The 24,835-nt window shown below is 37.6% G+C and carries 30 protein-coding genes and 3 pseudogenes; 4 read left to right on the forward strand and 29 right to left on the reverse strand.

The window, feature by feature from the left end; translation table 11 throughout:
• The first annotated feature begins 1 nt into the window (after window position 1).
• The 4 genes from D8792_RS04675 (at window position 2) to pulA (ending at window position 4,845) form a co-directional block, all read left to right on the forward strand.
• Window positions 2–844 (forward strand): sugar ABC transporter permease, encoded by an 843-nt coding sequence (locus D8792_RS04675; RefSeq protein WP_125373094.1) that lies wholly within the window; start codon window positions 2–4, stop codon window positions 842–844.
• Between the two features lie 104 nt (window positions 845–948).
• On the forward strand, window positions 949–1,761 hold the full coding sequence (locus D8792_RS04680; RefSeq protein WP_125373095.1) for a DUF1189 family protein: 813 nt from the start codon (window positions 949–951) through the stop codon (window positions 1,759–1,761).
• A 9-nt stretch (window positions 1,762–1,770) separates the two neighbouring features.
• Complete coding sequence (locus tag D8792_RS04685; RefSeq protein ID WP_125373096.1) at window positions 1,771–2,754, forward strand: LacI family DNA-binding transcriptional regulator; 984 nt, start codon at window positions 1,771–1,773, stop codon at window positions 2,752–2,754.
• A gap of 15 nt (window positions 2,755–2,769) precedes the next feature.
• The gene (gene pulA, locus D8792_RS04690; protein ID WP_125373097.1) at window positions 2,770–4,845 is read left to right on the forward strand and encodes a type I pullulanase; all 2,076 of its coding nucleotides are present in this window, start codon (window positions 2,770–2,772) and stop codon (window positions 4,843–4,845) included.
• A gap of 129 nt (window positions 4,846–4,974) precedes the next feature.
• Here pulA and D8792_RS04695 read toward each other — a convergent pair whose 3' ends face one another.
• The 29 genes and pseudogenes from D8792_RS04695 to D8792_RS04825 all read right to left on the reverse strand — a co-directional run bounded on the left by D8792_RS04695 (window position 4,975) and on the right by D8792_RS04825 (window position 24,808).
• Window positions 4,975–5,910 carry a YitT family protein gene (locus tag D8792_RS04695; protein WP_125373099.1) on the reverse strand — a complete coding sequence of 312 codons (936 nt, stop codon included), beginning with the start codon at window positions 5,908–5,910 and terminating at the stop codon, window positions 4,975–4,977.
• Window positions 5,897–7,651, reverse strand: coding sequence for an aspartate--tRNA ligase (aspS, locus tag D8792_RS04700; protein WP_125373100.1), 1,755 nt, complete (start codon window positions 7,649–7,651; stop codon window positions 5,897–5,899). The genes D8792_RS04695 and aspS overlap by 14 nt, the downstream gene beginning before the upstream one ends.
• Window positions 7,652–7,818: 167 nt before the next feature.
• Window positions 7,819–8,031, reverse strand: coding sequence for a hypothetical protein (locus D8792_RS04705; protein WP_125373101.1), 213 nt, complete (start codon window positions 8,029–8,031; stop codon window positions 7,819–7,821).
• A gap of 291 nt (window positions 8,032–8,322) precedes the next feature.
• Window positions 8,323–9,054: a hypothetical protein gene (locus D8792_RS04710; protein WP_125373102.1), complete on the reverse strand. Its 732-nt coding sequence runs from the start codon at window positions 9,052–9,054 to the stop codon at window positions 8,323–8,325.
• 154 nt (window positions 9,055–9,208) lie between these two features.
• Window positions 9,209–10,258, reverse strand: a complete 1,050-nt coding sequence (locus D8792_RS04715) for a hypothetical protein (protein ID WP_125373104.1) — start codon at window positions 10,256–10,258, stop codon at window positions 9,209–9,211.
• Complete coding sequence (locus D8792_RS04720; RefSeq protein WP_125373105.1) at window positions 10,255–11,283, reverse strand: hypothetical protein; 1,029 nt, start codon at window positions 11,281–11,283, stop codon at window positions 10,255–10,257. Before D8792_RS04720 ends, D8792_RS04715 begins: the two co-directional genes overlap by 4 nt.
• A 146-nt stretch (window positions 11,284–11,429) precedes the next feature.
• Window positions 11,430–12,317 (reverse strand): NAD glycohydrolase inhibitor, encoded by an 888-nt coding sequence (gene ifs / locus D8792_RS04725; protein ID WP_125373106.1) that lies wholly within the window; start codon window positions 12,315–12,317, stop codon window positions 11,430–11,432.
• Window positions 12,318–12,485: a hypothetical protein gene (locus tag D8792_RS11420; RefSeq protein ID WP_446677391.1), complete on the reverse strand. Its 168-nt coding sequence runs from the start codon at window positions 12,483–12,485 to the stop codon at window positions 12,318–12,320.
• Window positions 12,486–12,547: 62 nt separating this feature from the next.
• Window positions 12,548–12,844: pseudogene (locus tag D8792_RS04730) on the reverse strand (DUF6572 domain-containing protein); the annotation flags it as partial.
• A gap of 179 nt (window positions 12,845–13,023) precedes the next feature.
• Window positions 13,024–13,578: an alanine acetyltransferase gene (locus D8792_RS04735; RefSeq protein WP_125373107.1), complete on the reverse strand. Its 555-nt coding sequence runs from the start codon at window positions 13,576–13,578 to the stop codon at window positions 13,024–13,026.
• Window positions 13,579–13,591: 13 nt separating this feature from the next.
• Window positions 13,592–13,804 carry a hypothetical protein gene (locus D8792_RS04740; protein ID WP_125373108.1) on the reverse strand — a complete coding sequence of 71 codons (213 nt, stop codon included), beginning with the start codon at window positions 13,802–13,804 and terminating at the stop codon, window positions 13,592–13,594.
• Between the two features lie 130 nt (window positions 13,805–13,934).
• Window positions 13,935–14,222, reverse strand: coding sequence for a hypothetical protein (locus D8792_RS04745; protein WP_125373111.1), 288 nt, complete (start codon window positions 14,220–14,222; stop codon window positions 13,935–13,937).
• A gap of 22 nt (window positions 14,223–14,244) precedes the next feature.
• On the reverse strand, window positions 14,245–14,439 hold the full coding sequence (locus D8792_RS04750; RefSeq protein WP_015605984.1) for a hypothetical protein: 195 nt from the start codon (window positions 14,437–14,439) through the stop codon (window positions 14,245–14,247).
• 89 nt (window positions 14,440–14,528) lie between these two features.
• Entirely contained in the window at window positions 14,529–15,416 is an 888-nt protein-coding gene (gene ifs / locus D8792_RS04755) for an NAD glycohydrolase inhibitor (RefSeq protein ID WP_125373112.1), read from the reverse strand.
• 207 nt (window positions 15,417–15,623) lie between these two features.
• Entirely contained in the window at window positions 15,624–16,499 is an 876-nt protein-coding gene (locus D8792_RS04760; RefSeq protein WP_125373113.1) for a DUF4299 family protein, read from the reverse strand.
• Window positions 16,496–16,963 (reverse strand): hypothetical protein, encoded by a 468-nt coding sequence (locus D8792_RS04765; RefSeq protein ID WP_125373115.1) that lies wholly within the window; start codon window positions 16,961–16,963, stop codon window positions 16,496–16,498. Before D8792_RS04765 ends, D8792_RS04760 begins: the two co-directional genes overlap by 4 nt.
• A gap of 224 nt (window positions 16,964–17,187) precedes the next feature.
• Window positions 17,188–17,301, reverse strand: a pseudogene (locus D8792_RS11870) (DUF6572 domain-containing protein); the annotation flags it as partial.
• Window positions 17,302–17,359: 58 nt separating this feature from the next.
• Entirely contained in the window at window positions 17,360–17,800 is a 441-nt protein-coding gene (locus tag D8792_RS04770; RefSeq protein WP_125373116.1) for a DUF4304 domain-containing protein, read from the reverse strand.
• A 68-nt stretch (window positions 17,801–17,868) separates the two neighbouring features.
• Complete coding sequence (locus D8792_RS04775; protein WP_125373118.1) at window positions 17,869–18,345, reverse strand: DUF6278 family protein; 477 nt, start codon at window positions 18,343–18,345, stop codon at window positions 17,869–17,871.
• Window positions 18,346–18,464: 119 nt separating this feature from the next.
• A complete protein-coding gene (locus tag D8792_RS04780) occupies window positions 18,465–18,806 on the reverse strand; it encodes a DUF2185 domain-containing protein (protein ID WP_125373119.1) in 342 nt (113 codons plus the stop codon).
• A pseudogene (locus D8792_RS11800) lies at window positions 18,793–18,927 on the reverse strand (ankyrin repeat domain-containing protein); the annotation flags it as partial. The gene D8792_RS04780 and the pseudogene D8792_RS11800, both read right to left, overlap by 14 nt.
• Window positions 18,928–18,968: 41 nt before the next feature.
• Window positions 18,969–19,766: an Imm47 family immunity protein gene (gene imm47 / locus D8792_RS04790; RefSeq protein WP_015606008.1), complete on the reverse strand. Its 798-nt coding sequence runs from the start codon at window positions 19,764–19,766 to the stop codon at window positions 18,969–18,971.
• Between the two features lie 40 nt (window positions 19,767–19,806).
• Entirely contained in the window at window positions 19,807–20,106 is a 300-nt protein-coding gene (locus tag D8792_RS04795; RefSeq protein ID WP_218837446.1) for a hypothetical protein, read from the reverse strand.
• 160 nt (window positions 20,107–20,266) lie between these two features.
• Window positions 20,267–20,779: a hypothetical protein gene (locus tag D8792_RS04800; protein WP_306416506.1), complete on the reverse strand. Its 513-nt coding sequence runs from the start codon at window positions 20,777–20,779 to the stop codon at window positions 20,267–20,269.
• A 199-nt stretch (window positions 20,780–20,978) separates the two neighbouring features.
• Complete coding sequence (locus tag D8792_RS04805; RefSeq protein ID WP_376739436.1) at window positions 20,979–21,713, reverse strand: PoNe immunity protein domain-containing protein; 735 nt, start codon at window positions 21,711–21,713, stop codon at window positions 20,979–20,981.
• 233 nt (window positions 21,714–21,946) lie between these two features.
• Entirely contained in the window at window positions 21,947–22,426 is a 480-nt protein-coding gene (locus tag D8792_RS04810) for a hypothetical protein (RefSeq protein WP_125373124.1), read from the reverse strand.
• Window positions 22,427–22,487: 61 nt separating this feature from the next.
• Entirely contained in the window at window positions 22,488–22,982 is a 495-nt protein-coding gene (locus tag D8792_RS04815; RefSeq protein ID WP_125373125.1) for a hypothetical protein, read from the reverse strand.
• Window positions 22,983–23,173: 191 nt separating this feature from the next.
• A complete protein-coding gene (locus tag D8792_RS04820) occupies window positions 23,174–23,833 on the reverse strand; it encodes a DUF6572 domain-containing protein (protein ID WP_125373126.1) in 660 nt (219 codons plus the stop codon).
• Between the two features lie 105 nt (window positions 23,834–23,938).
• Complete coding sequence (locus tag D8792_RS04825; protein WP_062004527.1) at window positions 23,939–24,808, reverse strand: hypothetical protein; 870 nt, start codon at window positions 24,806–24,808, stop codon at window positions 23,939–23,941.
• Window positions 24,809–24,835: the final 27 nt, after the last annotated feature.

The following is a 24,835-nucleotide window of genomic DNA, read 5'->3' on the forward strand; positions in this document are numbered from 1 at the left end:
GATGAATAGTTCTGTTAAATTTAAACGTTTTATCAACCATAGTTTGACCTATCTCTACCTTGTAGTGCTTTCCGTTATCATTCTCTACCCGCTCTTGATCACGATCATGTCTGCTTTCAAGACGGGGAATGTCGTGGCCTTCAAGCTAGACACAGACATCAACTTCAGTCTGGAAAACTTCTCTCGTCTCTTCTCAGAGACTCTATATGGTACTTGGTACTTTAACACTATTATCATTGCCGTCTTGACAATGATTGTCCAAACCAGTATAGTTGTACTTGCAGGTTATGCATACAGCCGTTACAATTTCATCGCAAGAAAGCAAAGTTTGGTCTTCTTCTTGATTATCCAAATGGTGCCAACTATTGCAGCTCTGACCGCCTTCTTCGTTATGGCGCTGATGCTCAATGCCCTCAACCAAAGCTGGTTCCTCATCTTCCTTTATGTGGGTGGTGGTATCCCAATGAATGCTTGGTTGATGAAAGGATACTTCGATACCGTTCCTATGTCTCTGGATGAGTCAGCTAAATTAGACGGTGCTGGTCATTTCAGACGTTTCTGGCAGATTATCCTGCCTCTCGTTCGTCCAATGATTGCTGTGCAAGCTCTCTGGGCCTTCATGGGACCTTTCGGAGACTATATCCTCTCTAGCTTCCTTCTTCGTGAAAAAGAATTTTATACGGTTGCAGTTGGTCTTCGTACCTTCGTCAGTGATGTCAAGAATCAAAAAATTGCCTTCTTTGCTGCCGGTGCGATTCTCACTGCCCTTCCAATCTGTATTCTCTTCTTCTTCCTGCAAAAGAATTTTGTATCTGGTTTAACAAGTGGTGGAGACAAGGGATAATCTTGTCCCACCCTGTTTTTGATTTAAAGACAATTATAGTTATATGGCAGCCAATAAGTTCTTTATTGGCCACCACCTGATTATAATTTTAGAAAGAGGCAGCTATGTTACCTTATCCTTTTAATTATTTTTCGAGCTTGATTGGTTTTAGAAAAACTTTCGCCAATCGTCGCATGCTCAGCTGGTTCCAGCTCATCTTTACCAGTATCTTTTTGATTTCTCTGTCTTTGATTCCTGTGGCTGTTCAAACAGCATCTTTGACGAGCTATGCTCTGGATACTTTTGTCGATAAGGCTTTTGACACTTTGGATGAAGACGTGATGATTGACTTGGACCATCATACCCAGATAAAAGACCATATGTTGGCCACTGAAAATCCTGAAGGGATTCATCACAATACCGCTGGGACTGTCATTATTGGCCATCACGATGAGCTCAAATTAGGCAAGGAGCTGACCCTTTACTTCGACAAAGAAAATCTCAAAATCACTAAAGAAGGAAAAGAACTGGCCAATATCCGCTACCAAGCCATTGATCAGAAGGCTCTGAAAAGCAAAGAAGCCCTGACCGAAGCCATTTCTAAAGACTGGTTCCAACAAAACCGCCTGGTAATCAGCCTCTTTCTAGTCCTCTCCGCAGGTTTCCTCTTTAGCATTAACTTTGCCTTTCTAGCACTCGGTGCCTCCTTCCTGCTCTATCTGACCAAGAAATCACGGCTATTTTCTTTTAAAACCTTTAAAGAATGCTATCACTTTATCCTCAACTGCCTAGGATTACCAACGATTATCGGTCTTATCTGCGGCTTATTTGGGCAAAGCCTGCCTACGATCATCACCGTCCAAAATATCTTGTTTGTTCTTTATTTGGTGATTATTTTCTACAAAACACATTTTCGTGATGAGGATTTCAGAAATTAGGAGGTTATTATGCGCGTTACGATTAAAGAAGTAGCGAAATTAGCGGGTGTGTCTCCCTCAACGGTGACACGCGTCGTACAAAACAAGTCTACCATCAGTGATGAAACAAAAAAACGCGTCCGCGCTGCTATGAAGGAGCTGGACTATCATCCAAATCTCAACGCTAGAAGTCTGGTCAGTCAGTCTACCCAAGTCATCGGTCTGGTGCTGCCCGATGATTCGGATGTTTTTTACCAAAACCCATTCTTTCCAACTGTCTTGCGGGGGATTTCGCGCATCGCATCTGAACATGACTATGCCATTCAGATTAGCACCGGACAGGACGAGGAACACCGCTTAGAAAATATCAAACAAATGATTTTTGGAAAACGTGTCGATGGTTTGATTTTTCTCTATTCTAAGCCAAACGATCCGCTGGTTGACTTTGCGATTAAAAACAAATTTCCTTTCTTGATTTTAGGGAAAGCAGTGTCACCATTTGTTTCTTTGGTCGATAATGATAATATCAAGGCTGGCTACGATGCAACCAAATATTTCCTAGATCAAGGTTATAAAAAAATTGCCTTTCTGGCTGGGAATAAAGAGCTTGTCGTATCCCAAGACCGCTTTGCCGGCTACAAACAAGCCTTGGAAGAAGCAGGCATCCCTCTCGATGAAAATATCGTCAAGTTTTCTTTCGGTTTCCTCTTGGAAGATAGCAGCTATAAGATTATGGAAAAGATGCCTATTCAGGAAATTGAGGCCTTTGTGACATCGGATAGTATGGTTGCCGAAGGGGCTCTCCACTATCTCAAAGACATTGACTACCGCTTCCCGATTATCACTTTTGACTCTATCAAGCCACGCATCGACGTGGATGCCTATATTAATATCAACACCCTCGAGTTGGGGAGGGAATCTTTCCGTACCTTGCTCCAAATCATTAAAGATAATAAGGATGACAAGCATACTTGCTATCGCCAAGTCATCCCCCACAGCATTCTTACTCGTTAGTTAAGGAGAAATTTCATGGTTTATCGTATTTTCCAAGCCTACTTAGATGATGAAAATAGCATCACTATCGAATTGGAAAAGTCCTTTGATGCTTATTCTATCCATTTCACTCTAGAGGACAAGCATAGCTCTAGTCCTTTAACCATCAAAAAAATTGAGAATCAAGAACATCAGATTATCTATACCCTTTCTGCCAATGATCCGATTGATTTGACTGAATCCTACACAGTCTATGATCAGGATCGCAATCACACCATTCTCCAGTATCGCCACATTGTCCAAAAGCCAATTTTTGATGAATTATTTAGCTACCAGGGAAGAGATTTGGGAGCTAGCTATAGTCCTCAGGCAACAGATTTCAAACTGTGGGCGCCTATTTCGGAAAAAGTTTTGCTGCATCTGGAAGATCAGATCATCTCCCTCCAAAGGCAAGATAGAGGTGTCTGGCATACGCAGGTCCTTGGGGACTTAGAAGGCAAGGCCTACTACTATATCCATAAGGTGAACGGAAAATGGGTAGAAGTACATGACCCCTATGCCCTCTCTTCAGATGCCAACTCTGGCCATAGTTATGTCATTGACCGCAAAAAGATTAGCAAACCTATTCAGCGCGCTGCCAGCCAAGTAAAGCCTACAGAAGCCGTTATCTATGAAATGAGCGTGCGAGATTTCTCTATGCAAAAGGAAGCTGGTTTCTCACAACCTGGTAAATTTGCTTCTCTATCCGAATCTCCAACCGTACACGGCCACACTTTTGGTCTAAAATACTTGCAAGATTTAGGCATTACACACGTTCAGCTTATGCCTGTCTATGACTTTGGTAGCGTTGACGAAAAACACCCCGAACTCGTTTATAATTGGGGCTATGATCCCGTCCAGTATAATGTTCCTGAAGGCAGCTTGTCAAGCGACCCACACAATCCTTATACTCGTATCTTTGAACTACAAGACGCGATTGCAGCTTATCACCAGGCTGATATGAACGTTATCATGGATGTCGTCTACAATCACGTCTATGAAGCAGATGCCTATGCTTTTGAAAAAATTGTCCCAGGCTACTTCTATCGTCTCGATGAGCAAGGCCTACGGACAAATGGCACCTTCTGCGGAAATGATGTAGCCAGCGAAAAAGCTATGGTGCGCCGTTATATCCAACAATCCGTCCAGCAATGGGTTAGCCTATACGGCTTTGACGGTTTCCGCTTTGACTTGATGGGCATTCTCGACATAACCACCATGAAGCAAATCGCTCAGGAGCTAAAAGCCATCCATCCAAATATCTATCTTTACGGAGAAGGTTGGCAGATGCCTACTGGTCTTGATAGCAACCTTCTAGCTCACCAATTCAACGCTGAGCAACTACCTGAGTATGGATTCTTCAGCGATCATTTCCGTGATACGGTCAAGCAAACCATCGTCCAAGGTAGCCGACTGGACAAAGAGCATACGACTAGCTGGCTAGAAAATGTTCTAACAGCCAATGTCGGCCTGACAGGAGAGCCTCATTTCCTAGCGCCTCATCAGGCGATCAACTATGTAGAATGCCATGACAACGCAACGGTATTTGATTATTTTGATATTCAAAATCCAAATATCAGCCTCCGTCAGCGCCTAGCTAGCTCTCGTCTAGCACTGCATATCGTTCTCTTAGCCCAAGGGGTTCCTTTCCTCCACAGCGGGCAGGAATTTTATCGGACCAAGAATCTGATTGACAACACCTACAACCTGCCTGATGAGATCAACAAGCTAGACTGGCTGCGCTCACTTCACTACTCCGAAGATATTGAATTTTTGAAGCAACTCATTGCCTTTAGAAAGGCTCATCCGCTTCTGACTCTGACAACTAGCTCTGCTATCCAAAAAGCTTGTCAAGTCAAATGGCTCAGCCCTAGCTTCGTTGAATATAAGATTCAAAAAGATAAACAAGCGCTGACCATTTTGATTAACTTTGGTACTGAAGCAGCGACTTATGAAAACAAAATGAAGCAAAGCATCCACCTTCAGTATCCGCATATTAACGCTAAAAAACCAATCGCCCCGCTAGCAGACTCTTATACAGTTCCTGCTAAGCAAGTTTTGGTTCTGAAATAAAGTAAAAATATAAAAAGGAACAGGTTCTTTTGGGATGGAAAGACATCCAGCTGAACTTGTTCCTTATTTTATGTATAGATGGAAGCATTACGTTTGAGTAAGATCCACTAACAATGCCGATAATCGAGACTACTCTTCTACAAATCTTCCTAAAATATGTACGTTGTCAGATACGGAGACAAAGGCGGTCGGATCCGTCTGCTTCATGATGTACTTAAATTCGCTAAACTCAGCACGCGTAATGACTGTAATCAGCACCGCCTTTTGCTCGTGATTGTAAGTTCCCTCCGCTCCATTGATAATGGTCGCACCGCGGTGGAGCTTGTGGTGAATTTTGTTAATTACTTCGTCAGGATGACTGGTGATAATCATGGCCTGCATCCACTTTTGCTTAGTAAAGACAGCATCCGTCACACGGCTGGATACAAAGATGGTAATCATCGAGTAAAGAGCGTATTCCCAACCGAAAGTCAGACCAGCAATTAGCATAATAATACCATTTACAATCAGGGAGATACTGCCTACGTTGCGGCCAGTTTTCTTGCGAATGGTCAAGCTAACAATATCTGTCCCTCCACTTGAAATGCTTGACTTGAGGGCAAAGCCGATCCCTGTCCCCATGACAGCTCCTCCAAACAGGGCGTTGATGATAGGATTGGTCGTCAATGTCACTTCTGGCACAAAATGGATAAAAAGCGAGCTCATCGAAACAGTGATAAAAGTAAAAACAGTAAATTTATGCCCGATTTGGTACCAAGCCAAAATCATCAGTGGAATATTGATCGCATAAAAAGTAATGGAAACTGGAATGGTAAAGCCGATAAAGCGGCCACTCAAAGCCGAGACAATCTGCGCCAAGCCTGTTGCCCCGCTTGAGTAAACATGCCCTGGTTGAAAGAAGAAATTGACCGCTACTGCTGAGAGAAAGCCATATACCAGAGAGGCTGAAAATTTCTCATCATATTTTTCACGCGAAATACTTTTCAGGACTTCTAGCAACTTGACATGGTAGGCAAAGCGACGAAGATAATAGCGAAAAAGTTTCCGCAAACTAGTCTTTTTCATGTGATTCTACTTGTAAACTTAATTCCTCTAATTGTGCTGGAGCAACCAAGCTTGGTGCTTGCGTCATTGGGTCAGAAGCCTTGTTATTCTTAGGGAAAGCAATGACTTCACGAATATTTTCTTCCCCAGCCAAAAGCATGACGAAGCGATCCAGACCCAAAGCCAGACCTCCATGTGGTGGGAAACCATAATCCATGGCTTCTAGAAGGAAGCCGAACTGGTCTTGCGCTTCTTCAGCTGAGAAACCTAAAGCCTTAAACATCCGTTCCTGAAGATCTTTTTGGTTGATCCGTAGGCTACCACCACCTAGTTCATAACCATTGAGTACGATATCATAGGCAATCGCGCGAACCTTGCTCAGGTCTCCTTCCAGCTCCTGCTCAGAATCTGTTTGAGGCAGGGTGAACGGATGGTGAGCACTCATATAGCGGCCTTCTTCTTCAGACCACTCAAACATTGGCCAATCTACTACCCACAAGTAGTTAAACTTAGCAGGGTCAATCAAACCTAATTCCTTGCCTAAACGGACACGAAGAGCGCCTAGAGCTGCGTTGGCAACATCCAAAGTATCTGCCACAAAGAGAACCAAGTCGTTTTCTTCTAATTGTAAGGCAGTTGTCAACTCACTTGACAGATCTGTCAAGAACTTGGCAACAGGCCCGGCCAATTCTCCATCAACTACTTTCACCCAAGCAAGTCCCTTGGCTCCATACTGCTTAGCTTGCTCTGTCAGCTTATCAATGTCTTTACGCGAGTATTTGTCGGCTGCATTCTTAACGACAATCGCCTTGACAGCTGGTGCCTCAGAAAAGACCTTAAAGTCAACGTCCTTGACAAGCTCTGTCAAGTCCTGTAATAACATGTCAAAGCGAGTATCTGGCTTGTCGCTACCATAGAGAGCCATGGCATCGTCATATTTCATCCGTGGGAAAGGCAAGGTCACTTCAATGCCTTTGGTTTCCTTCATGACACGGGCAATCAAACCTTCTGTGATGTCTTGGATTTCTTGCTCAGATAGGAAAGAAGTTTCCAAGTCCACCTGTGTAAACTCTGGTTGACGGTCTCCACGTAAGTCCTCGTCTCGGAAACATTTGACAATCTGGTAATAACGGTCAAAACCAGCATTCATCAAAAGCTGCTTGGTAATCTGTGGGCTTTGAGGCAGGGCATAGAAATGACCTTGATTGACACGGCTCGGTACCAAATAATCACGCGCCCCTTCAGGCGTTGACTTGGTCAAAAACGGTGTCTCTACATCTATAAACTCCAGCTCATCCAAGTAATTGCGGATGGAATGGGTCACTTTGGCACGTAACTTGAGATTTTCTAGCATTTCGGGGCGACGCAGATCCAGATAACGGTAACGCAAGCGCGTATCATCATTGGCTTCGATCCCGTCCTTAATCTCAAAAGGAGTGGTTTTAGCAGTATTCAGTACTGTCAGACTGTCCACGTGAAGCTCTACACTTCCTGTTGCCAGCTTGTCATTGACCTGTTCACGCGCGGCTACCCTACCAGTCACTTCAATGACAAACTCGCTGCGCAGACTCTCAGCCGTCTTCATGACCTCATCTGAAACACTCTCAGGGTTAATAACTAGCTGCATAATGCCTTCGCGGTCACGCAGATCAATAAAAATCAAGCCTCCCAAATCGCGACGGCGGGCAACCCAACCTTTCAAAGTAATTTCCTGACCGACATGCTCACTACGAACACGTCCCGCATACATTGAACGTTTCATCTTTACTCTCCAAAATTTTAATTCTGTTACTATTTTACCACAAAGAGCCTAGGAAAGCCCCCCTACCTGTCCTTTTTCTGAAAAAAATTAAAAGTCTTTATTTAAAGTACCCACTTTTATAAAAAGGTCTGGAATCAATATTCCCAGACCTGCTAACGCTATATAGATTATTCCTTTTTCTTCCCATCCTCATAAAGACTAGGAGCCAACGTTTTTGTCACCATGGCCGTCAAGAAGCGAAAGGCTCCCGCTGCCAGACCAAAAATCGGCGCCAAAGCACGGAAGAAAAAATCCCCTCGCATAAAATAACAGAGCAGACCCGTTATCACAAATAAGACCACTCCCTGCACCAGCGCTACAAACCATACTTTTTTCATCATTTCCTCAACTTTCCATAGACTATTATAGCATATTATGCAGTGCAACAACTTTAAATATCTCATTAGATAAAAAGCAGCAATATAGTCAAACAAAACACTTGCTATATCTTGTTCTAAGGTGGTTTATTCTCCTGTTCCAAGGAGAATAAACTTTTAAATGTTATTCTCCATGCGTAGATAAGGATTCTATTTTTCAAGTGTCGTATCACATAGATTGGCAGATTTAGGACGGGCAGTGTATTCCAAGACTCACAAATCTGTTGTCAAGCAATTTGGATTTTTACAATATTTTTAATCTAATTCATCACTATCAAGGTGCTTTTTTACATAAATAGCTGCATAAACCGCATCTACCATAACAGCTGTCAGCGTCAAGGTTAACAAAATTCCCAATAAAATACCGAAGGCATTCTGAATATAACCCGTTAGGAGGGAGGGAATGATTGTTGCCCCCGCAAAAGCTACTGCAACATTATTCCACCACGTTTTCTTTCTATCTCCCTCTTTTACTTGATTAAAAGCCCAGACTTTCCCCTGATTCTTTGGGAGATAGTACCAAGCATAGAGGCCACAAGCAAAGATAAAAAGGAACATCATCAATATTACATAAAATGGAGTGAGAGGGGATTGATATATTCCCTCTATACTTTTTGAATCTCCTACTATTGCAAACATCATCATTCCGATAAAATTGATCCAAACTAATGCGCTCCAAGTAAGCAAAGCAATCAGAATATAGGTTAAAAATTTAAATCGATTGATTAGAAACTTAGAAAAAGCAAATAAAATACTTACCACATTAAGAATGATGCAAGTCAAAAATAGAATTTTAATCCATCCCTGACGACTTCCTGTTTCACCTATAAGGGCCCAGTAAAAGAAAAATGAGCAAAATGGTAAATTGATCCAGGGATAAATCTTAATGTATCCTAAACTGACACCATTTGTAATCAAAGGACCATGGTATCTTTCTCTTTCTGTATCAATAATCTTCGCTTTATTTTTTCTATTTCTCTTTGCCACTAACTAAACCACCCTCCTATTGTTTTTATTAAGGCATCCTTAGCTGCTGTTACAGAAAGCTCTATCAAACTAGAGCTCTTCTATTCTACCACTCATACCTCAAAACTATGCTTCATACTTTATATATGTTCTGGTAATATTCGTTTTTGTCCCATCATTCTTCCTCCGTACTGGATTTATAATATTGTAAGAACTCTTCTTCGCTTTGAACCAAATGTTCCTGTCCATCTTTCGAACTAGCTGCTGGAATGGTGATATCCTTAAAAATATTTGTACCCTCTGGAAGAACCAGCTTTAAGAGAGAGATTTCAAAACGAACATCTTCTTCTCCAAGAAAATCTAGTTCAGACAACACCCCTTTGCTTAATATATCAAACACCTTTGGATATTTGCTTGATAAGGACGGGTATTGGGATTTTTCTACTGGTTCTTTAAAACCAAAGTTAGAAAAGACAAAGGCAAACTTTTCGCTTGAAAATTTATTATTCGAAATAAGAATATCATCTAACTTCGGTTTGTATGATTCTTTCTTATCGTTATAAAGATCTTTGGAAGTTTTACCAGATGGAGTAGTTGCTACTATCTTTCCATCCTCTATATCAATAAGCCCATTTTCCATTTTCATTTCTGGCTGTTGACCAATAGCCATACTAATTGGTAAGTAAGTTTTTCCTTGTTCCGTATACAAGAAATAATTAACGTCACGAACTCTTCTTGGAATATAATCCTTATTATATTCTCTTACCATCTTAAATACGTCATAGGTTTTTTGTTTGATTGTCCCATCTTTCGTATCATAGACGTCTAACAACCAGTACTCTCCCTGCTCTGGAATATTACTTTTCAAATATGGAACCGCATCCTCTTCAAGAATCCAATACTTATACGTAGCCGATTTTAACTTATAACTTTGCTGAATAATATAGCGTTCTCCATTAACTCTCGTCATTTTTTCTACATTGACACGCGAATCATATTTTTTAGCTTCTTCTGCTTCCTTTAATTCTGACTCATTATCCCACTCAATTGCTACTGCCTTGTTATCATTCATAAATTCATAACTTGCAATTTTAGCCCTTGGACTCCACATAACAAACTGAGTAAGTTCATGCCTACGATATGCCTGATAAGCAAAGTATAGGCCTATGATAGTGAGTGCAAGAAGTATGACTTGAACTAATTTTGATTTTATCAGTCTTTTCATTCTTCCTCCGTACTGGATTTATAATATTGTAAGAACTCTTCTTCGCTTTGAATCAGATGCTCCTGTCCATCTTTCGAACTAGTAGCTGGAATGGTGATATCTTTAAAGATATTTGTACCTTCTGGGAAAACGAGTTTTATCATATCTATGGACGTTTGCAAATCATCATCAGATGCAAGTTTATATATATAGCTTGTTTCGGGATTTTTAGAAATTATTTCCATAGATTTCGGGTATTTTCTATTTAAGAGCCAGTGTTTTGTATTATCTCCAAGTTTCCAAAAATGAATATCATCATCGCTAACATAAAAATCATGATCTTCAAATAACTGTGAAAAGGCATCTATCGAACTAAGTCCAATTTTAGGCGAACTCTTTATTTGATTGTTCGGGTCAATATCTACAATCTTTCCTGTTTCTAAGTCTATCAATCTCTTAAGTAATTTTGATTCGCCTCTAACATCAGTGATGGTATCTCCTTTTTTCCTTAAAGAAATCGTTAGATATTCCTTACCATCTATACTGTCTATCGAATACTTATTTAATATAAAAGCAGGATAATAGTTCTCATTATAATTTCTAGTGATCTCAAATACATCCAGCACTTTCTTGTCTAACTTTTCACCTTTAGTGTCATAGACATTTATTTTCCAATATTCCCCCTTATCTGGATAATTTTGTTCCAGAATAGGAAAATCATCTCGCACTTCATTCCAGGCGGATTTTGCTTTGAATCGCGCCGCATAGGAAACAAGGAAACGTCTGCCAGCTATGCGCCCTGGAGATCCAAATTTAGGTTTTTTATCAAGAACTCTCACTTGTTGATTGACTTCCTTTTTACTGTGCCAATCAACTGTGATCATTCTCCCATTTTCAATAAATTCATAATCCGTAATTTCTGTATCTATAATCCAATATTCATATTTAGATAAGTCTTGTTTTTCAAACTCTCGAATACCAAATATAAAAAGGCTACATACACCAATTAAAATTAGAAAGATAGCACCAATTTTTTTAGCTTTCAATTACCCATTCTCCTATCATTAGACTAGTCGTCCATCTACCTTGTTCCATTATACCATATTGAATATTGGACATTGAGCGCCGGTGGGAGGATAAGGTCTGTCGCAAAAAAGAGAAGATACCGTCTCCTCTAAATTCGCTCTCTTTATCACTCTGGCAATTCGATCTTCAAACTCATATCTATATTCTGCAATACCTTCTGAGCAGCTGCTAGGAAGGCTAGGCCATTGTCAGATGGAGAATACTGGAATGTGATATGAATGACTTTTTTATCAAAGTTATCGCCATATCGTGTCACATACTGCTTGCTTTCGAGGAAATAAATATAGTTGTTGAGTTTTTCTTGAAGCTTCAACAAATGTTCTTCTTCTAATGACTCTATCCATTTGTTTTCATCAACCAACAACAACTCTAGATGGTCATCTGCAACACCCATCGCATCAATACTCGTAACATCTAGTTCAATTTCCTCAACTGTTTTAATGGTTTCTACTACCTTAGGGGGATTGTAGTATTTTTCCTTGAATTCCTTAAGAATCTTCTCCACCTTTTCTTCGTCACACTGTCTGTATAATGGACTACGGTCTAATACATTACATAGTCTTTCATAGGTATAAGTACGTTTCTGTTCATCTGATAGTTTTGAGATACTTTCTATAATATTTCTTACTAACTCATCAGTCTCAATGACAAAGGGAAGATTAGAATATTCAGTTAAAAACCAATTTTGAATAGAAATATAATCAGTCACCTTATCTAATTTGACTAGGTCAACCGATAAGCTAAAATCTTTTAAAATATCAAAAGTTCTTCTCACTATATCCCTATCACCTTCTGCATACAGAGGGAATAAGCAATATTCTATTAATACACTAATATCTGTACTATTCACTTCATAAGAATCCCGTTCTCGTATACGATATTTTGCATCTGTGCCTAAAAAGGCTTCTTCCTCTTTTCCTTCGTCCATCACATTACGATAAAAATTAATAAAAGATTGATAATCTTTAGGCTCTGGTAATTCATATATTTTCATTTAGTTACTCCATTGATTTATTCTAAAAATCCCCTCAACTTGCTCAATTTTATTAGTACCTGGTTCATAGACGAGTGGATTTTCTATTTCATAATAGCCTTGGCGTTTAATCGCAGATAGAGACTCATCGTAGGAATGCCCCTTCATATCAATTGACGGCATAAGCAGTTCGCTATTTAGAAATATAGTCTCATTATATCATAACAAAGAGAGCGCTTCCGCTCCCTTTGTTACTCCGGCAATTCTACCTTCAAGCTCATATCCGTCGGTTGCAATACCTTCTGAACTGCAGCGAGAAAGGCTAGTCCATTATCAGATGGAGAATATTGGAAAGTGATATGGATGACTTTTTTAACAAAGTTATCGCCATACCGCTTCACATACTGTTTGCTTTCGAGGGAATAGATATAGTTATTGAGTTTTTCTTGAAGTTTCAAGAGATGCTCTTCTTCTAATGACTCTATCCATTTGTTTTCATCAATCAATAACAACTCAAGATGGTCATCTGAAACACCCATCGCATCGAGAAGGGCATCCTTCACTTCTTTAGGTACATTTTCAAATACTTTAAGAATATTTTCCTCAGTTAAATCTACCAGCACTTCATACTAACGGTATGCTTGATATCCCTCAGGATATGGCAAATCTCTAGTATTAAAATATTGTAAATTTTACAAAGCTGAACTCGATAGCCCTAGTTTAGATTTTAGTATGCTAAACCAAATTTTGTCCATTTTCTTGTATCTAGATCTAATAGAAAATTAAAACAATCACGACCGTAGGAATCTCGATTATCCTCAATAACTGCATCGCAAACAACTTTTATTTGGTTACTAAGAACATCTGTGACATAGACCATAGTATAACCCTCAGGAGATTTAGCTTGATAAATGAGATTACCATATAAATCCAATATTTTCATTTCAGTAACCGAAGTCTGTTCAGACGAGATTCTATAAATAACTAAAATCAGTTTTTGATTGGGGTAGAAAGAGACTGATTCTTTATTAGGAATCTCTATTTCATGTTTTTTATTATAGCCCCAGGAAATAATGTCAGTCGACTCATGATATTGGAGTATTAACAACCCATCTATAGAGTAATAATAAAAATCTGATGCAATAAAATTTTTTCCAATTCCAATAAAAATAACATTTTTATCTTTATCAAAGTCTGCAAATATTATATTTTCTATGTAAATTTCTATAGTTTCTCCATTATTCTCCCACTTAACACTTTGGTCAGTATATTTAACCCTCATGTAAACTATCCTCTCAATATTCTATATTACGAATTCCAATTATCTCTAAACGTTTCATTTTTTCTCTCCCCATCAACATTTCAATCTGATTGGGTCCACCTGGCAAATACATGTTGATTTCCAAATCTATTTGAGGTCCGATAGGTCCTACATTTGCAGGGATTTCACTCCCTTCTTTGACTCTATATTGAACAACTCTATCAATATCTTGAAAACCTCCTGTCATCTAGGACATTGTATAATTGCCATTTTCTCCAGTTATAATAAACCCATTTCCTTTTATTTGATTCATTTGGTAATACACCCTTTCCCCTTCATATAAGTATGCTCAATGAAAAATATGTGACTGTTTCTAATCAATCGATTTCTGAATCATCTAACTGAATTGGAGTTTCTTTTATCCAAAATGTTGTTTTTATCAAACGATAAAGTCGATTTATTGCATCACTTTCATTTTTAAATTCGTTTCTTATCCAGGTATCTTGGCGTTCATTAACTTCATAAACTTTATACTTCCTAGACTTATCATCATAATAATATCCCAAAGTAAATTGACCTTCAAATCGTTCATCAAGCGCAATATGAAATGCCCCTATCTTATCTCTATGTTTATTAATAAAATTTACTAGTTCTTGTTGCGTCATTTTAAATTTTCCATGGTGTTTCCTATAGTTTCACTACCTTAAGTGGATTGTAGTATTTTTCCTTGAATTCCTTAAGGATCTTCTCTACCTTTTCTTCATCAGTTTCATTAGTGCCAGGCTTATATACACGTGGATTTTTTATTTCATAATAGCCTTGACGTTCAATCGCAGATAGAAAATCATCGTAAGAATACCCTTTTGTACCAATCGTTGGCATAAGTAGTTCGCTGTTTAGAACTGTTAAATAATCTTTTTATAAATATAGTCTCATTATACCACAAAAAGAGAGCGTTTCCGCTCTCTTTATCACTCCGGTAATTCTACCTTCAAGCTCATATCTGTAGGTTGTAAGACTTTCTGAGCAGCTGCTAAAAAGGCTAGACCGTTGTCAGATGGAGAATATTGGAAAGTGATATGGATGACTTTTTTAACAAAGTTATCGCCATACCGCTTCACATACTGCTTGCTTTCGAGGAAGTAGATATAGTTGTTGAGTTTTTCCTGAAGCTTCAACAAATGTTCCCCCTCCAAAGCTTCTATCCATTTGTTTTCATCAATCAACAACAACTCTAGATGGTCATCTGCAACACCCATCGCATCAATACTCGTAACGTCTAGTTCAATTTCCTCAACTGTTTTAATGGTTTCTACTACCTTAGGGGGATTGTAGTATTTTTCCTTGAATTCCTTAAGAATCTTCTCCACCTTTTCCACCTCATAATACTTGAAAGAAGGAATTGATTTAATATTTCCAATTAATCGAGCATAATATCCACTAGTTTTTAACTCGTTAGGAAGTTTTTCTATTGTATCAAGTATAAGAGGAACTAATTTTCTTGTATCAATTTCAAAAGGAAGGGGTTTATATTCCGCCAGAATGAAATCTTGAAGCAATAAATATTCCGTAACTTGCCATATTTTCTTTTCATCAATGCTTAAAGAAAACTCTTTTAATATCTCAAATGTCCTTCTCTCTATATCCTTATCACCTTCTATATATAGAGGGAATAAACAATATTCCAGCAACACCTGAATATCAGTGTATTCTGTTATCATTGAGTTTCGTTGTTGAAAACGATACCTAATATCCTCTCCAAGAAAAGCTTCTGCTTCTTTTCCTTCTCTCATCACTTCTAGGTAATGTTTGACAAAATATTTATAATTTTCTTTATTTTTCAATTTATACGTCTTCATTTATTTACTCCNTTGATTTATTCTGCCTATTTCTAGGTATTTACTTGCACTATTGTTGAATGATGGTATTAAAACTTTGTCTTATTATAGCATAAAATAAATACAGAAATAATAAAATGGGGAACTTAAGGAAAAAGAAAACCACCTGAAAAACTATCAGATGGTAAACTTTTCAGCCATGAACGGACTAATAAGCTTCTAAGAATGTTAGTTTTGTGATAACTTCTGCAACATTTCAGGAGAAATTGGGTCTACAAGAACGTATTTGGCATCCAACATATAGATACCCTCGGTCAACGACTCTAAGAACTGTCGATAAGGAACCTCGGCTAGTTTTTCTCCATCGGCTGTCATGATAAATAGTCGTGCGACTGCAACCTTACTTCCTCGATACTGTTGCAAATATTGAGGTTCTAGCTCTGGTTGAGCCGGTAAGATTGTTCGTCCTTCACTATTTAGATAATTGATAGGGATAATGATGTCCTCACCATTTTGCTCTACTTTAAAAACTTGCTGCTCAGAGTAATAAGCATTTAGCTGTTGGGTAAATCGCAAACGCTGGTCATAACTGTTTAAGAGTTGCTCGTCCGGAACATGGATAATCTGCCCTAGGTAGAGTTCATTGATGTAAATGGGACGTTTCACTCCCATAATTTCCACGATGGGATGAACTTTTACTTCCTTAGTCAATTCTGAAAGAGCTGATAAGAAAATATCTGTGAAATGAAATTCTAGAATAGAATCTTTATCATACGCCACACCATCATGTTCACATACAGTTACGTCTAAGAGAATGAGCAAGGTTTTCAAGAACATCAAGGCCCCAGTCCAGTCAGAAGCTGTCGCCAAATCTGGAACAGATACCTGATAAGCTTGACCATCAAAAGATAGACGGAACCCTAAACTAGACTTCTCTTTGACCCCAAACTGAACAGAATGGAAATCCGAAATAAGAGAGTCCGCAGATGGCTTTAATCCTGCATCCTTAGCGGAAACGCTGTAACATTCAAAGAGTTCTGCTTGAAGCACCTCACCAATTCTTAGTGATTGGTTGCTTTTTATTGTAAAATTAACTGATTTCATATTTTTCTCCTTCGGTCTACTGGCAAATTCTTTCTACGACGTAGAATCGTTACTTCGCTGACAGGGATTTTTCCTGATGCATACGTAATATGACCGTACTTATCATCCATCAATGACGCACCATCTGCTATATTGTTTTCATTTAAAAATTCTTTATCAGAAACCAATATTTGCACATAAGAATCGGGTGCTGTAAAATCATCATCCCCATACTTGTGACCTGCGATTTCAAATTCATGATCTTTATACAAGACACTATCACAAACCAAATACCTTTGACTAACCTCACTATAAGGCACAAGCTTCCCGTATAGACCTTCTTCTTCACCATCTACATAGGAACTATAGGGGAAATAGCCTTCTTTCAACATTGCCGGATCTTCTGAAAGAAGGATATAGTCATTTATATAATTCACAAAATTAGAATATACTTTGTTTTGGTAAACTAGAAATTCTTTACGCATACTAACCCTCCACATATTCCATTATACCATCTTTATTTACTCTACCAACCAAGACTTCCTCTCCTCCGACATTTAGATACAATTTAGAGCCTTCCTTGAGTCTACTTCTATCTGAATGACGATATTCTGGAACCAAAAAATAGGTCTCAAACTCTTGTTTTAAAGGCTTTTCTATCTCACTTGGTCAATATTTAGTCAAAAATTTCGCTTACTTTTTTTCCAACTCACTCGGGCAATTCTACCTTCAAGCTCATATCCGTCGGTTGCAATACCTTCTGAACAGCGGCGAGAAAGGCTAGGCCATTGTCAGATGGAGAATGCTGTAAGGCGATGTCAATATTGTATACTCCTGCTGTTTTAAAACTTCGCTAGAAATCTTTTTGAATTCTGCTTTGTTCATTTGTAGGCGGAATCTAAATATTCCTTTACTGTCAAAGGGAGTCTTCGTTTTAAGTGAGGATACATTTCCAAATAATCATCAATCCCTTTCTCAAAGGCTGGTTTAATAAACTTCTCTGTATTCTCTAAAATACTCTCTGAAAGACTTTCCTTCGTCAGATCAGACAGTTTATAATCTCCAATCATTTTGTCGTTATCATTGTAAACAAAGCGACCTCCAAAATCTCCAAAACCATGACTTAAACTCTCTAATTTTTCATGAAGCTTTTTTATAAAAAATCCGTAATTGATATAGAAAGAGTTCTCAAAGTTAGATTTTTGAAAAGCAACAAAGACAATCAATTCTTCGTTTTCAAAATAATATTGCTTATTTTTATATAGAAAACCTTCTTGTTTTAAAACTTCACCTACATTTTTTTTGAATTCTGTATTATTCATTTTAATAATCCTCTCATATTCACCTGAAACATTTACCTAATAAGTAATTAAACGACGCCAAAAATAACTTAACTCTCTTCAGTTGGAAGATGGTCTAGATTGATTGGTTTAGGATTTAAACGTTTCAACACTAACTCATAAAAAAAATTATTATTTAGCCTATTCGGTGAACTTAAAGTAAAGTTATTCATAATTAATAACGGAATAAATTCCGAACCAATTGTATTATAACCCGTCAAATACTCTAACCCATAATTTAAGTTTTTCGGATTCTCAGTGCCAACTTTCCAGTAGGCTCCTTTGACTTGTAAGCGAAAAACCTCACCAAGATAGACCCAGCTATTAAAGAAATCGTCAATATTTTCAGGATCATTTTTGACATCATTCTCTCGAACGAATTGCGCCAAATCTTTCAAGCTCTCTAAGCTCATATCCAGATGATAACCTTGCTGGCTGGCTTTTTGCCTTATATCAGCCAAGGTATCATCAATATAAAACATAAATTCCTGAAAATTTTCCTGTATTTTTTCTTTATCTAATGCCATTTAAAACTCCTCAATTGCTCCAGCATTCAGCTTGCGATTTTTTCAAAAAGCTATTCTACTTTAGATGACAAATTCTCTTACTCTAGATTATAAAGGCTTAGACGAGATACAAATGATACTCAATTAACGATTTCCTCGATAGTAGTCTCTCTATCTCTCACCAAATCATAAAATCCTACATGAACGCCCTCCTCATGTAGCCAGCACAAGTCGGTGCCGTATGGGGCTTCAAAAATTTCCAGCATAACAGGAGCAATTTTTACAATGCTATTTGCTCCTAAAATTGTGAAATTTTTTGAATTAGCTAGGTAAGCTTCATTATCTTCGATTGATAACAGTGTCCAGCCATTTAATTGTGGAATAGCAGATTCCTCGCGATAGGAATAGCGAATAGCTTTTCCATCAAGAATATTGTTTGAAACAACGAAACCACCAAAATCATTGTTATTAATTTCTACCATCTTCATACTCCTTTATTATATCAAGCAGACTACTTCTCCAAGAATATTCTTCCGCATAGTCTAGACACGATTTCCCAGATTTATTTTTTAACTTATAATCCGAACCAGCCTCTAGTAAAAGATTTCGGGATAAAATATTTTACAATCTTTTCTCCAACACTTCTAGTTTTCAACAGGATGACCATAAAAATACTTCATGCCTTCTACCCAAAGTTTTTTGATTAGACGATCAATATAACTAATCATTAAATCAATTTCATCTCTTGAAATTACAACATTAGTGTCAACTGGAACTTTTTCGCCCGAATAGATAGACAAAAGTGACGATTGAAGATATAAATGATATTTTTCTTTCTTTTGAGCAGCGATGTGTAGAGCAGTCATAATTTCTTGTGTAAACAAACCAGGAAAAGCAAGAGAAGTATTATAATAATAACAATCTAAGTTTTTAGTTTTTACTACATCTATATATAGATTTCCTACTTCCTCTAACGTTGCGTTCTCTGATAAAACCGAGCGATATTCGAGAAAAGAATCCAACGCATCCTGTATAGCAATTTCTAAATCATTATCAGAATCTTCCCATTCTTGCCACAGCGTCAAAAGATATGGAATAACTTGATATGACATTGTTTCAACTGCACCAGTAACGAATGTAAAAGCTCCAAATTCCGATACAGAATCTAAAAAACGAAAATTATTAACATCTTTTAAATCATCATTTGTACACACTGAGCAAAATAATCTGATACATAAATTTAACACAGCTTCATCTTCTGTTTGATTCATTAAATCAATTAAAAGATTTTTAACGGAAAAATCTCCCTTTTTCATTATTTCAACAATTAACAGTATGCACTCACGCTCGTCTTGTACCGAAAGCAAGCTATTCTTTAATTCATCCAAACTTAATTGGCTTACCTCGCCATACCAAATTCCAGGCAGTAATACTTCACTCATCTATCAAGCTCCTATCTTAAACCTTGCTGTCTTTGCCATCTCAATACTTCATTTTGGAAATTAGTGACTTCAGTATGATTTGGATTATTTCCAAATACATATAGTCCACTTCTCTTTGATGTATTTTCAAAACCTTTGGATCCTTTTTACCATAATCATTTTCATGATAAAAACTAGTATCTAATCCTTCTAATTCTGAATGTCTAATCGTTGTTTCTCCAGTAAATTGAATATTTTCCGGAACATTCTCACCACCAAACGCCAACCCTTGTCTATTGTATCCTTTTGGCAGTTCACCTTTTCTAAGCATCTGTTGATAATGTGAGCGCGCTTTCTTCAACTCTTCTCCAGCGACAATCCTAGATGCATCAGGATCAGCCTACCATTTCGGATTATCTACATGACCTTTAACCGCTTCTTTGTAATACGGAACATAGACTTGTTGGCTTTATCACTGTCAATTTGTGCTTTTAAACTAGCATCACTCATTTTCTCCCCTTCTATTCTGCTTGCTGCTCTCCAGAATTTTGCTGCCTCAAGTCTTGTAAGGATTTATCAACCACCTTCTTAATCGTCTCGTCATCAGCTCCAGGGATATGGTAATGAGAGTTACTATTATCACTACTGGAGCTTTCCGTTTGAGCACTTTCTTCAATGGCAGTTGACGAATTAGACATAGAAGATGTTGATGTGGTAGATGTTCCCTCATTAACCTTGAGTGCATCATTTAGCTCTTTATAATTAATCTTCTGCTGCTCAACAGGTCTATAGAATACTGCAAAGGAGAGAAGCAAAGCTAAAGTTGCACCGATATCTGCTAATGTCCTTTTATTAGCCTCAGCCGTAGGAATCTTTACTCCTTTTGTACTAAGATCTTTCCATTCAGGATGCTCTTCTTCTATCGCTTTTTTCTGTTGCCAAAAAGGAACAAGCAGAAAATGATTGACAGGTATGACAGACGCCATGGCTGTTGCTAAAAATGGGATAAATCTGGAAGAACTAATTATTAGCATACAATCTAGTATGGCAAATAAAATGAAAAGGAAAATCACTAAAGCAAGACGAATTCTATACTCCTTTTAACCTGTAAATATTTCTCTTGGGACATCTTAAAACCTTCCTTATTTTTAGTTTCATTTGTAATTTTTAATAGAGATAGTCAATATTTCTGTAAATCGTTAATGCTATCACTTAATTATCTCTTAGTATACTTTAGACTTCTGCACCTTCAGCAACCAAATCATAAGGGAAATACTGAAGTCCTTCTAACTGTTTGTAATCCAATCCCTTAAGCTTGCAGAGGGCGCCTGATTCAAAGGACCAGTAACCATAATAATTATCAATATTCTCTTTATGCAGGTCATACCAACCTGTATCCCTATGTCCTGGATACCATTTCTTAGTTACATATTCTTTGAGTAGTTTGAGTGCCTGTTCAGCATTCTCTTCTTCAATAATTTTCCGAGTAAAGCCATAAGGTCTTGGAAAATTATAGTTTATCCGAATCTTCCAATCTGGATGACGTGATTGAATCAAGTAATCAATCAAATAATCCTCTGGATCATCCTTTTTGACCAAATCAACTAGCTGATCAAAAATCTCATCATTAATCTCCAAAAGAATCCCAATGGAAAGGGCCCAGATCATTTCATCATATCCCGAATTACTAAACCAAACAGGGAGAAGGCTATTAACAAATTTAAGGTACTCTTCTCTGAATTTCTCAATAGAGTAGCCTGCAGTGTAGGTGGCTATCATATTCTCTTTTTGGCAAACAGAATTATCAAGTTGTACTGATCTGATAACTTTTTCTATCGGACGCTTGTAGGGATTTATACCTTGCTTTAATTTTTCCAATTCTTCAACCAACTCATCAATTGATAAGTTGTTAATTTTAATTAATTCATTAATTTTTTCTTCTATAAATATATTATCTCTTTTCACCACTTATCCTCCTACGGCCATAAAGCGCCTTCTTTTATGTTAATGAATTTTCAGCATATTACCAGTTTTATTGATTATTCTGATTTTCTTCCATTCAGGATGATCCTCTTCTATCGCTTTTTCTCTTGCCAAACTGGGACCAGTAGAAAGTGATTAAAGGGAATAACCGTACCCATAACTGTTGAGCGGAGTCTCTTCCTTTGTTTATTTCCTTCTATTTCTTTATTTTCTTTACTCTATTCACTTGTTTTATTTTTGTCAAACACATTTTCCCCTATTTCCGTCCAAAACCAATATTCTCTTGGAATTAAATCTAGGAAATATTGATATTCCCCAATCCATGGAGCTGATACATACTCTTCAAAAGAAATAGACTCTGCGTAATTTGAGTACAACAACAAATTGTCCATATCAACAAATAAAGATGGGGCGAAATCATAAATAGCGTTCAGTTTATCCCTTTTATACTCATTAGCAAAGACTTTCTTTAACTCTGAAAGGTCGCAACTATATTTTTGCATATCCTCTAAAAAATAGAGGACATTCTCGGGCAATAAAAACGGGGAGCGCAACCTCTCTTTATCAATATGTTCTACACTATATCTCGCTTCTTCGTAATTAATATACCACAGCTCCAAGTCAGAAATATACCAAGAATACTGATTTTTGTACTTAAAAGCGACAACAATATTTTCACCATATTTTGCTCTAATCATTTTTCTCCTTATTCAAATAAGTCTAGTTTTATAGCACTCAAGGAAATAGACTTTTGGAGCGCTATTCAAAACTATTTTTTAAAATTTCATATTCATGACATGCCAGTTCTACGAGCAAGATGCTCACGAGTGTTCCATCTTGAGAAAATCCTAATTTTACTCTCCCATTAGTCAGATACATAGTTTCCTTAGGATTAAGCAACTGTATTTTCAAAAAGTCTTTAGACAAAAAGACATCAAAGGACCGCCTCCTATCATGTAGTCCATTTGTAAACATGACAGTATCACGAAAAACAGGAATGCCTTCTATCTCTTCCACTTCTTCTAGACTCATGTCATCCATTAAAGTCACATTTGATACCTGGACAAGTATCATATTCATCAATCGAAAAGAATTTGGATTTATCCCAATTTCAAGTAGGCTATTATCACCTACTAAACGGAAGTAAGCTTTTCGTATATATGAGGGGAAACTCGAACATTCAATAGTAAGAGGAGTATAATAGTCCACCTCTACATTGTAGGTATCTTCAATCACATGGCTTAATGTTAACATAGTCGACCCTCTCAATTTTAAATGATATGAACTAAACTGATAGAATAGTTCTCTTACTATATCAAGTTTTTTAGCCATTAATCAGAAAGCACTTTTTTACATTATACCATATTATAAATCTAGTCCAGAAAAGATTGCAAAGGCTTTTGAAGATTAGAAAAGAGAAGGCAAACGCCTTCTCTTTTTCTAACTTACTCTGGCAATTCTACCTTCAAACTCATATCTGTAGGCTGCAACACCTTCTGAACCGCAGCGAGAAAGGCTAGGCCATTATCAGATGGAGAATACTGGAAGGTGATATGGATGACTTTTTTAGCAAAGCTATCGCCATATCGCTCCACATACTGCTTGCTTTCGAGGAAGTAGATATAGTTGTTGAGTTTTTCCTGCAGAATTTCCAGATGGACTGCTTCTATCTCTTCCTGCCAGCCGACTGGATCAACAAGGAGTAACTCTAAATGATTATCAACTATACCAATAGCGTCAAGTTCGCTAGGTTCCAGTTCTGAAACAATGGCTTGGGTGACGATTTGGTTAAATTCCTCTGCTGTGAAAAGACGACGGCTATTTTCAGGATTTTTCAAAATAAAGGAAGGATGGTCTTCGATGAAGAGCTTACCAGACTCATCTTGTGTATATTGCTTTTTAGATCTCCAAAAACCATATTGCGCATAATTCATCAACTCTTTGCCAGTATGTTCTCCCGACATATAGCTATCTGCAGCTTCTTTGGGGATTTCTCTAACCACTTCTGGGCAGGTAATATTAAAGGTTGGATAACGCAAGAAATACTTGTCACCATCTTGACAGATTTCCAACATGTCTTCTTTGCTTAAATAAATTGTTTTCATTCATATCCTCCGTCAATTCAAGCTAGTTGAAAAATAAAAGTCTGAGACAAAAAGCCCCAGACCCGTTATCTATATAAATGAGATCCTAAATCTTATTTCAAACTATTAGATCTTTGATTTATCAGAAGATGAAGAGGAGCTTGAGTCAGATTTAGAGCCAGAATCTGTTGATTTGTTTCCTTTACGGGTTTCTGCACCATTTGCTGAATACTCATTTACAAAAATTGATTTACGCAATTCAATAAAGTTTTCGTCATTGAGAATATAGCGACCCTCTTTTGTCTTCGTTAACTCCATTGTAAACTCACGCGGCGCAATGTAACCAAAGTCTTCATTCATACGATCAAAAGCATAGTAGAAGAGGAAGTTATTTACCAAAGCCAAACGCTTCTCAAGATCTGGATCCGTTGAGTCTTCCAAGGCTTTTACATCTTCAATTCCATTTTCAAACAGACTAGCTTTGGTCATATTGATTAAATTGGCCAAATCACGTGTTGCAATCGCACGGCTCTTAAATGTTACCGTTGCTGTTTCTCCATCGTCTTCAACTTTAGTAATTTCAAAATCATCGCCAATCGTAGCTAAGACTTTAAAACGTGCTTGGTCAAATAACTCCAAGATTTTTGATGGAGGGAATTTTTCTGTCTTCAAGTCAAGCGTATAGTTTTCTTCTGGCGTATATTTAGACAGATTTTCATCAACGTAAGACTGAGTAATACCTTTCTTCCATTTGTCAACAGACGTTCCCATCAAGGTTGTGAAACCTGAAGAATGATCTGTAAAAACTGCACGCAAGATAATATCTGCATCTTTCTCAATCCGCTTTTCATTGGTTTCTTTTTCTGATGTAGAAGATGAAGATTGCTCTGTCTTCACGTTTTCAGCGTTCTTCTTCTGTGGTTTTGGCAGGGCCGAACATGCTCCCAACAAAAGAATACAAGCCGGCAATACGCCAAATTTCATCAATTTTTTCATTTTTTCTCCTTTATTTATGTAAGAGTA

It is taken from the genome of Streptococcus cristatus (assembly GCF_003943505.1).
In the GTDB taxonomy this organism is placed as follows: Bacteria; Bacillota; Bacilli; order Lactobacillales; family Streptococcaceae; genus Streptococcus; species Streptococcus cristatus_E.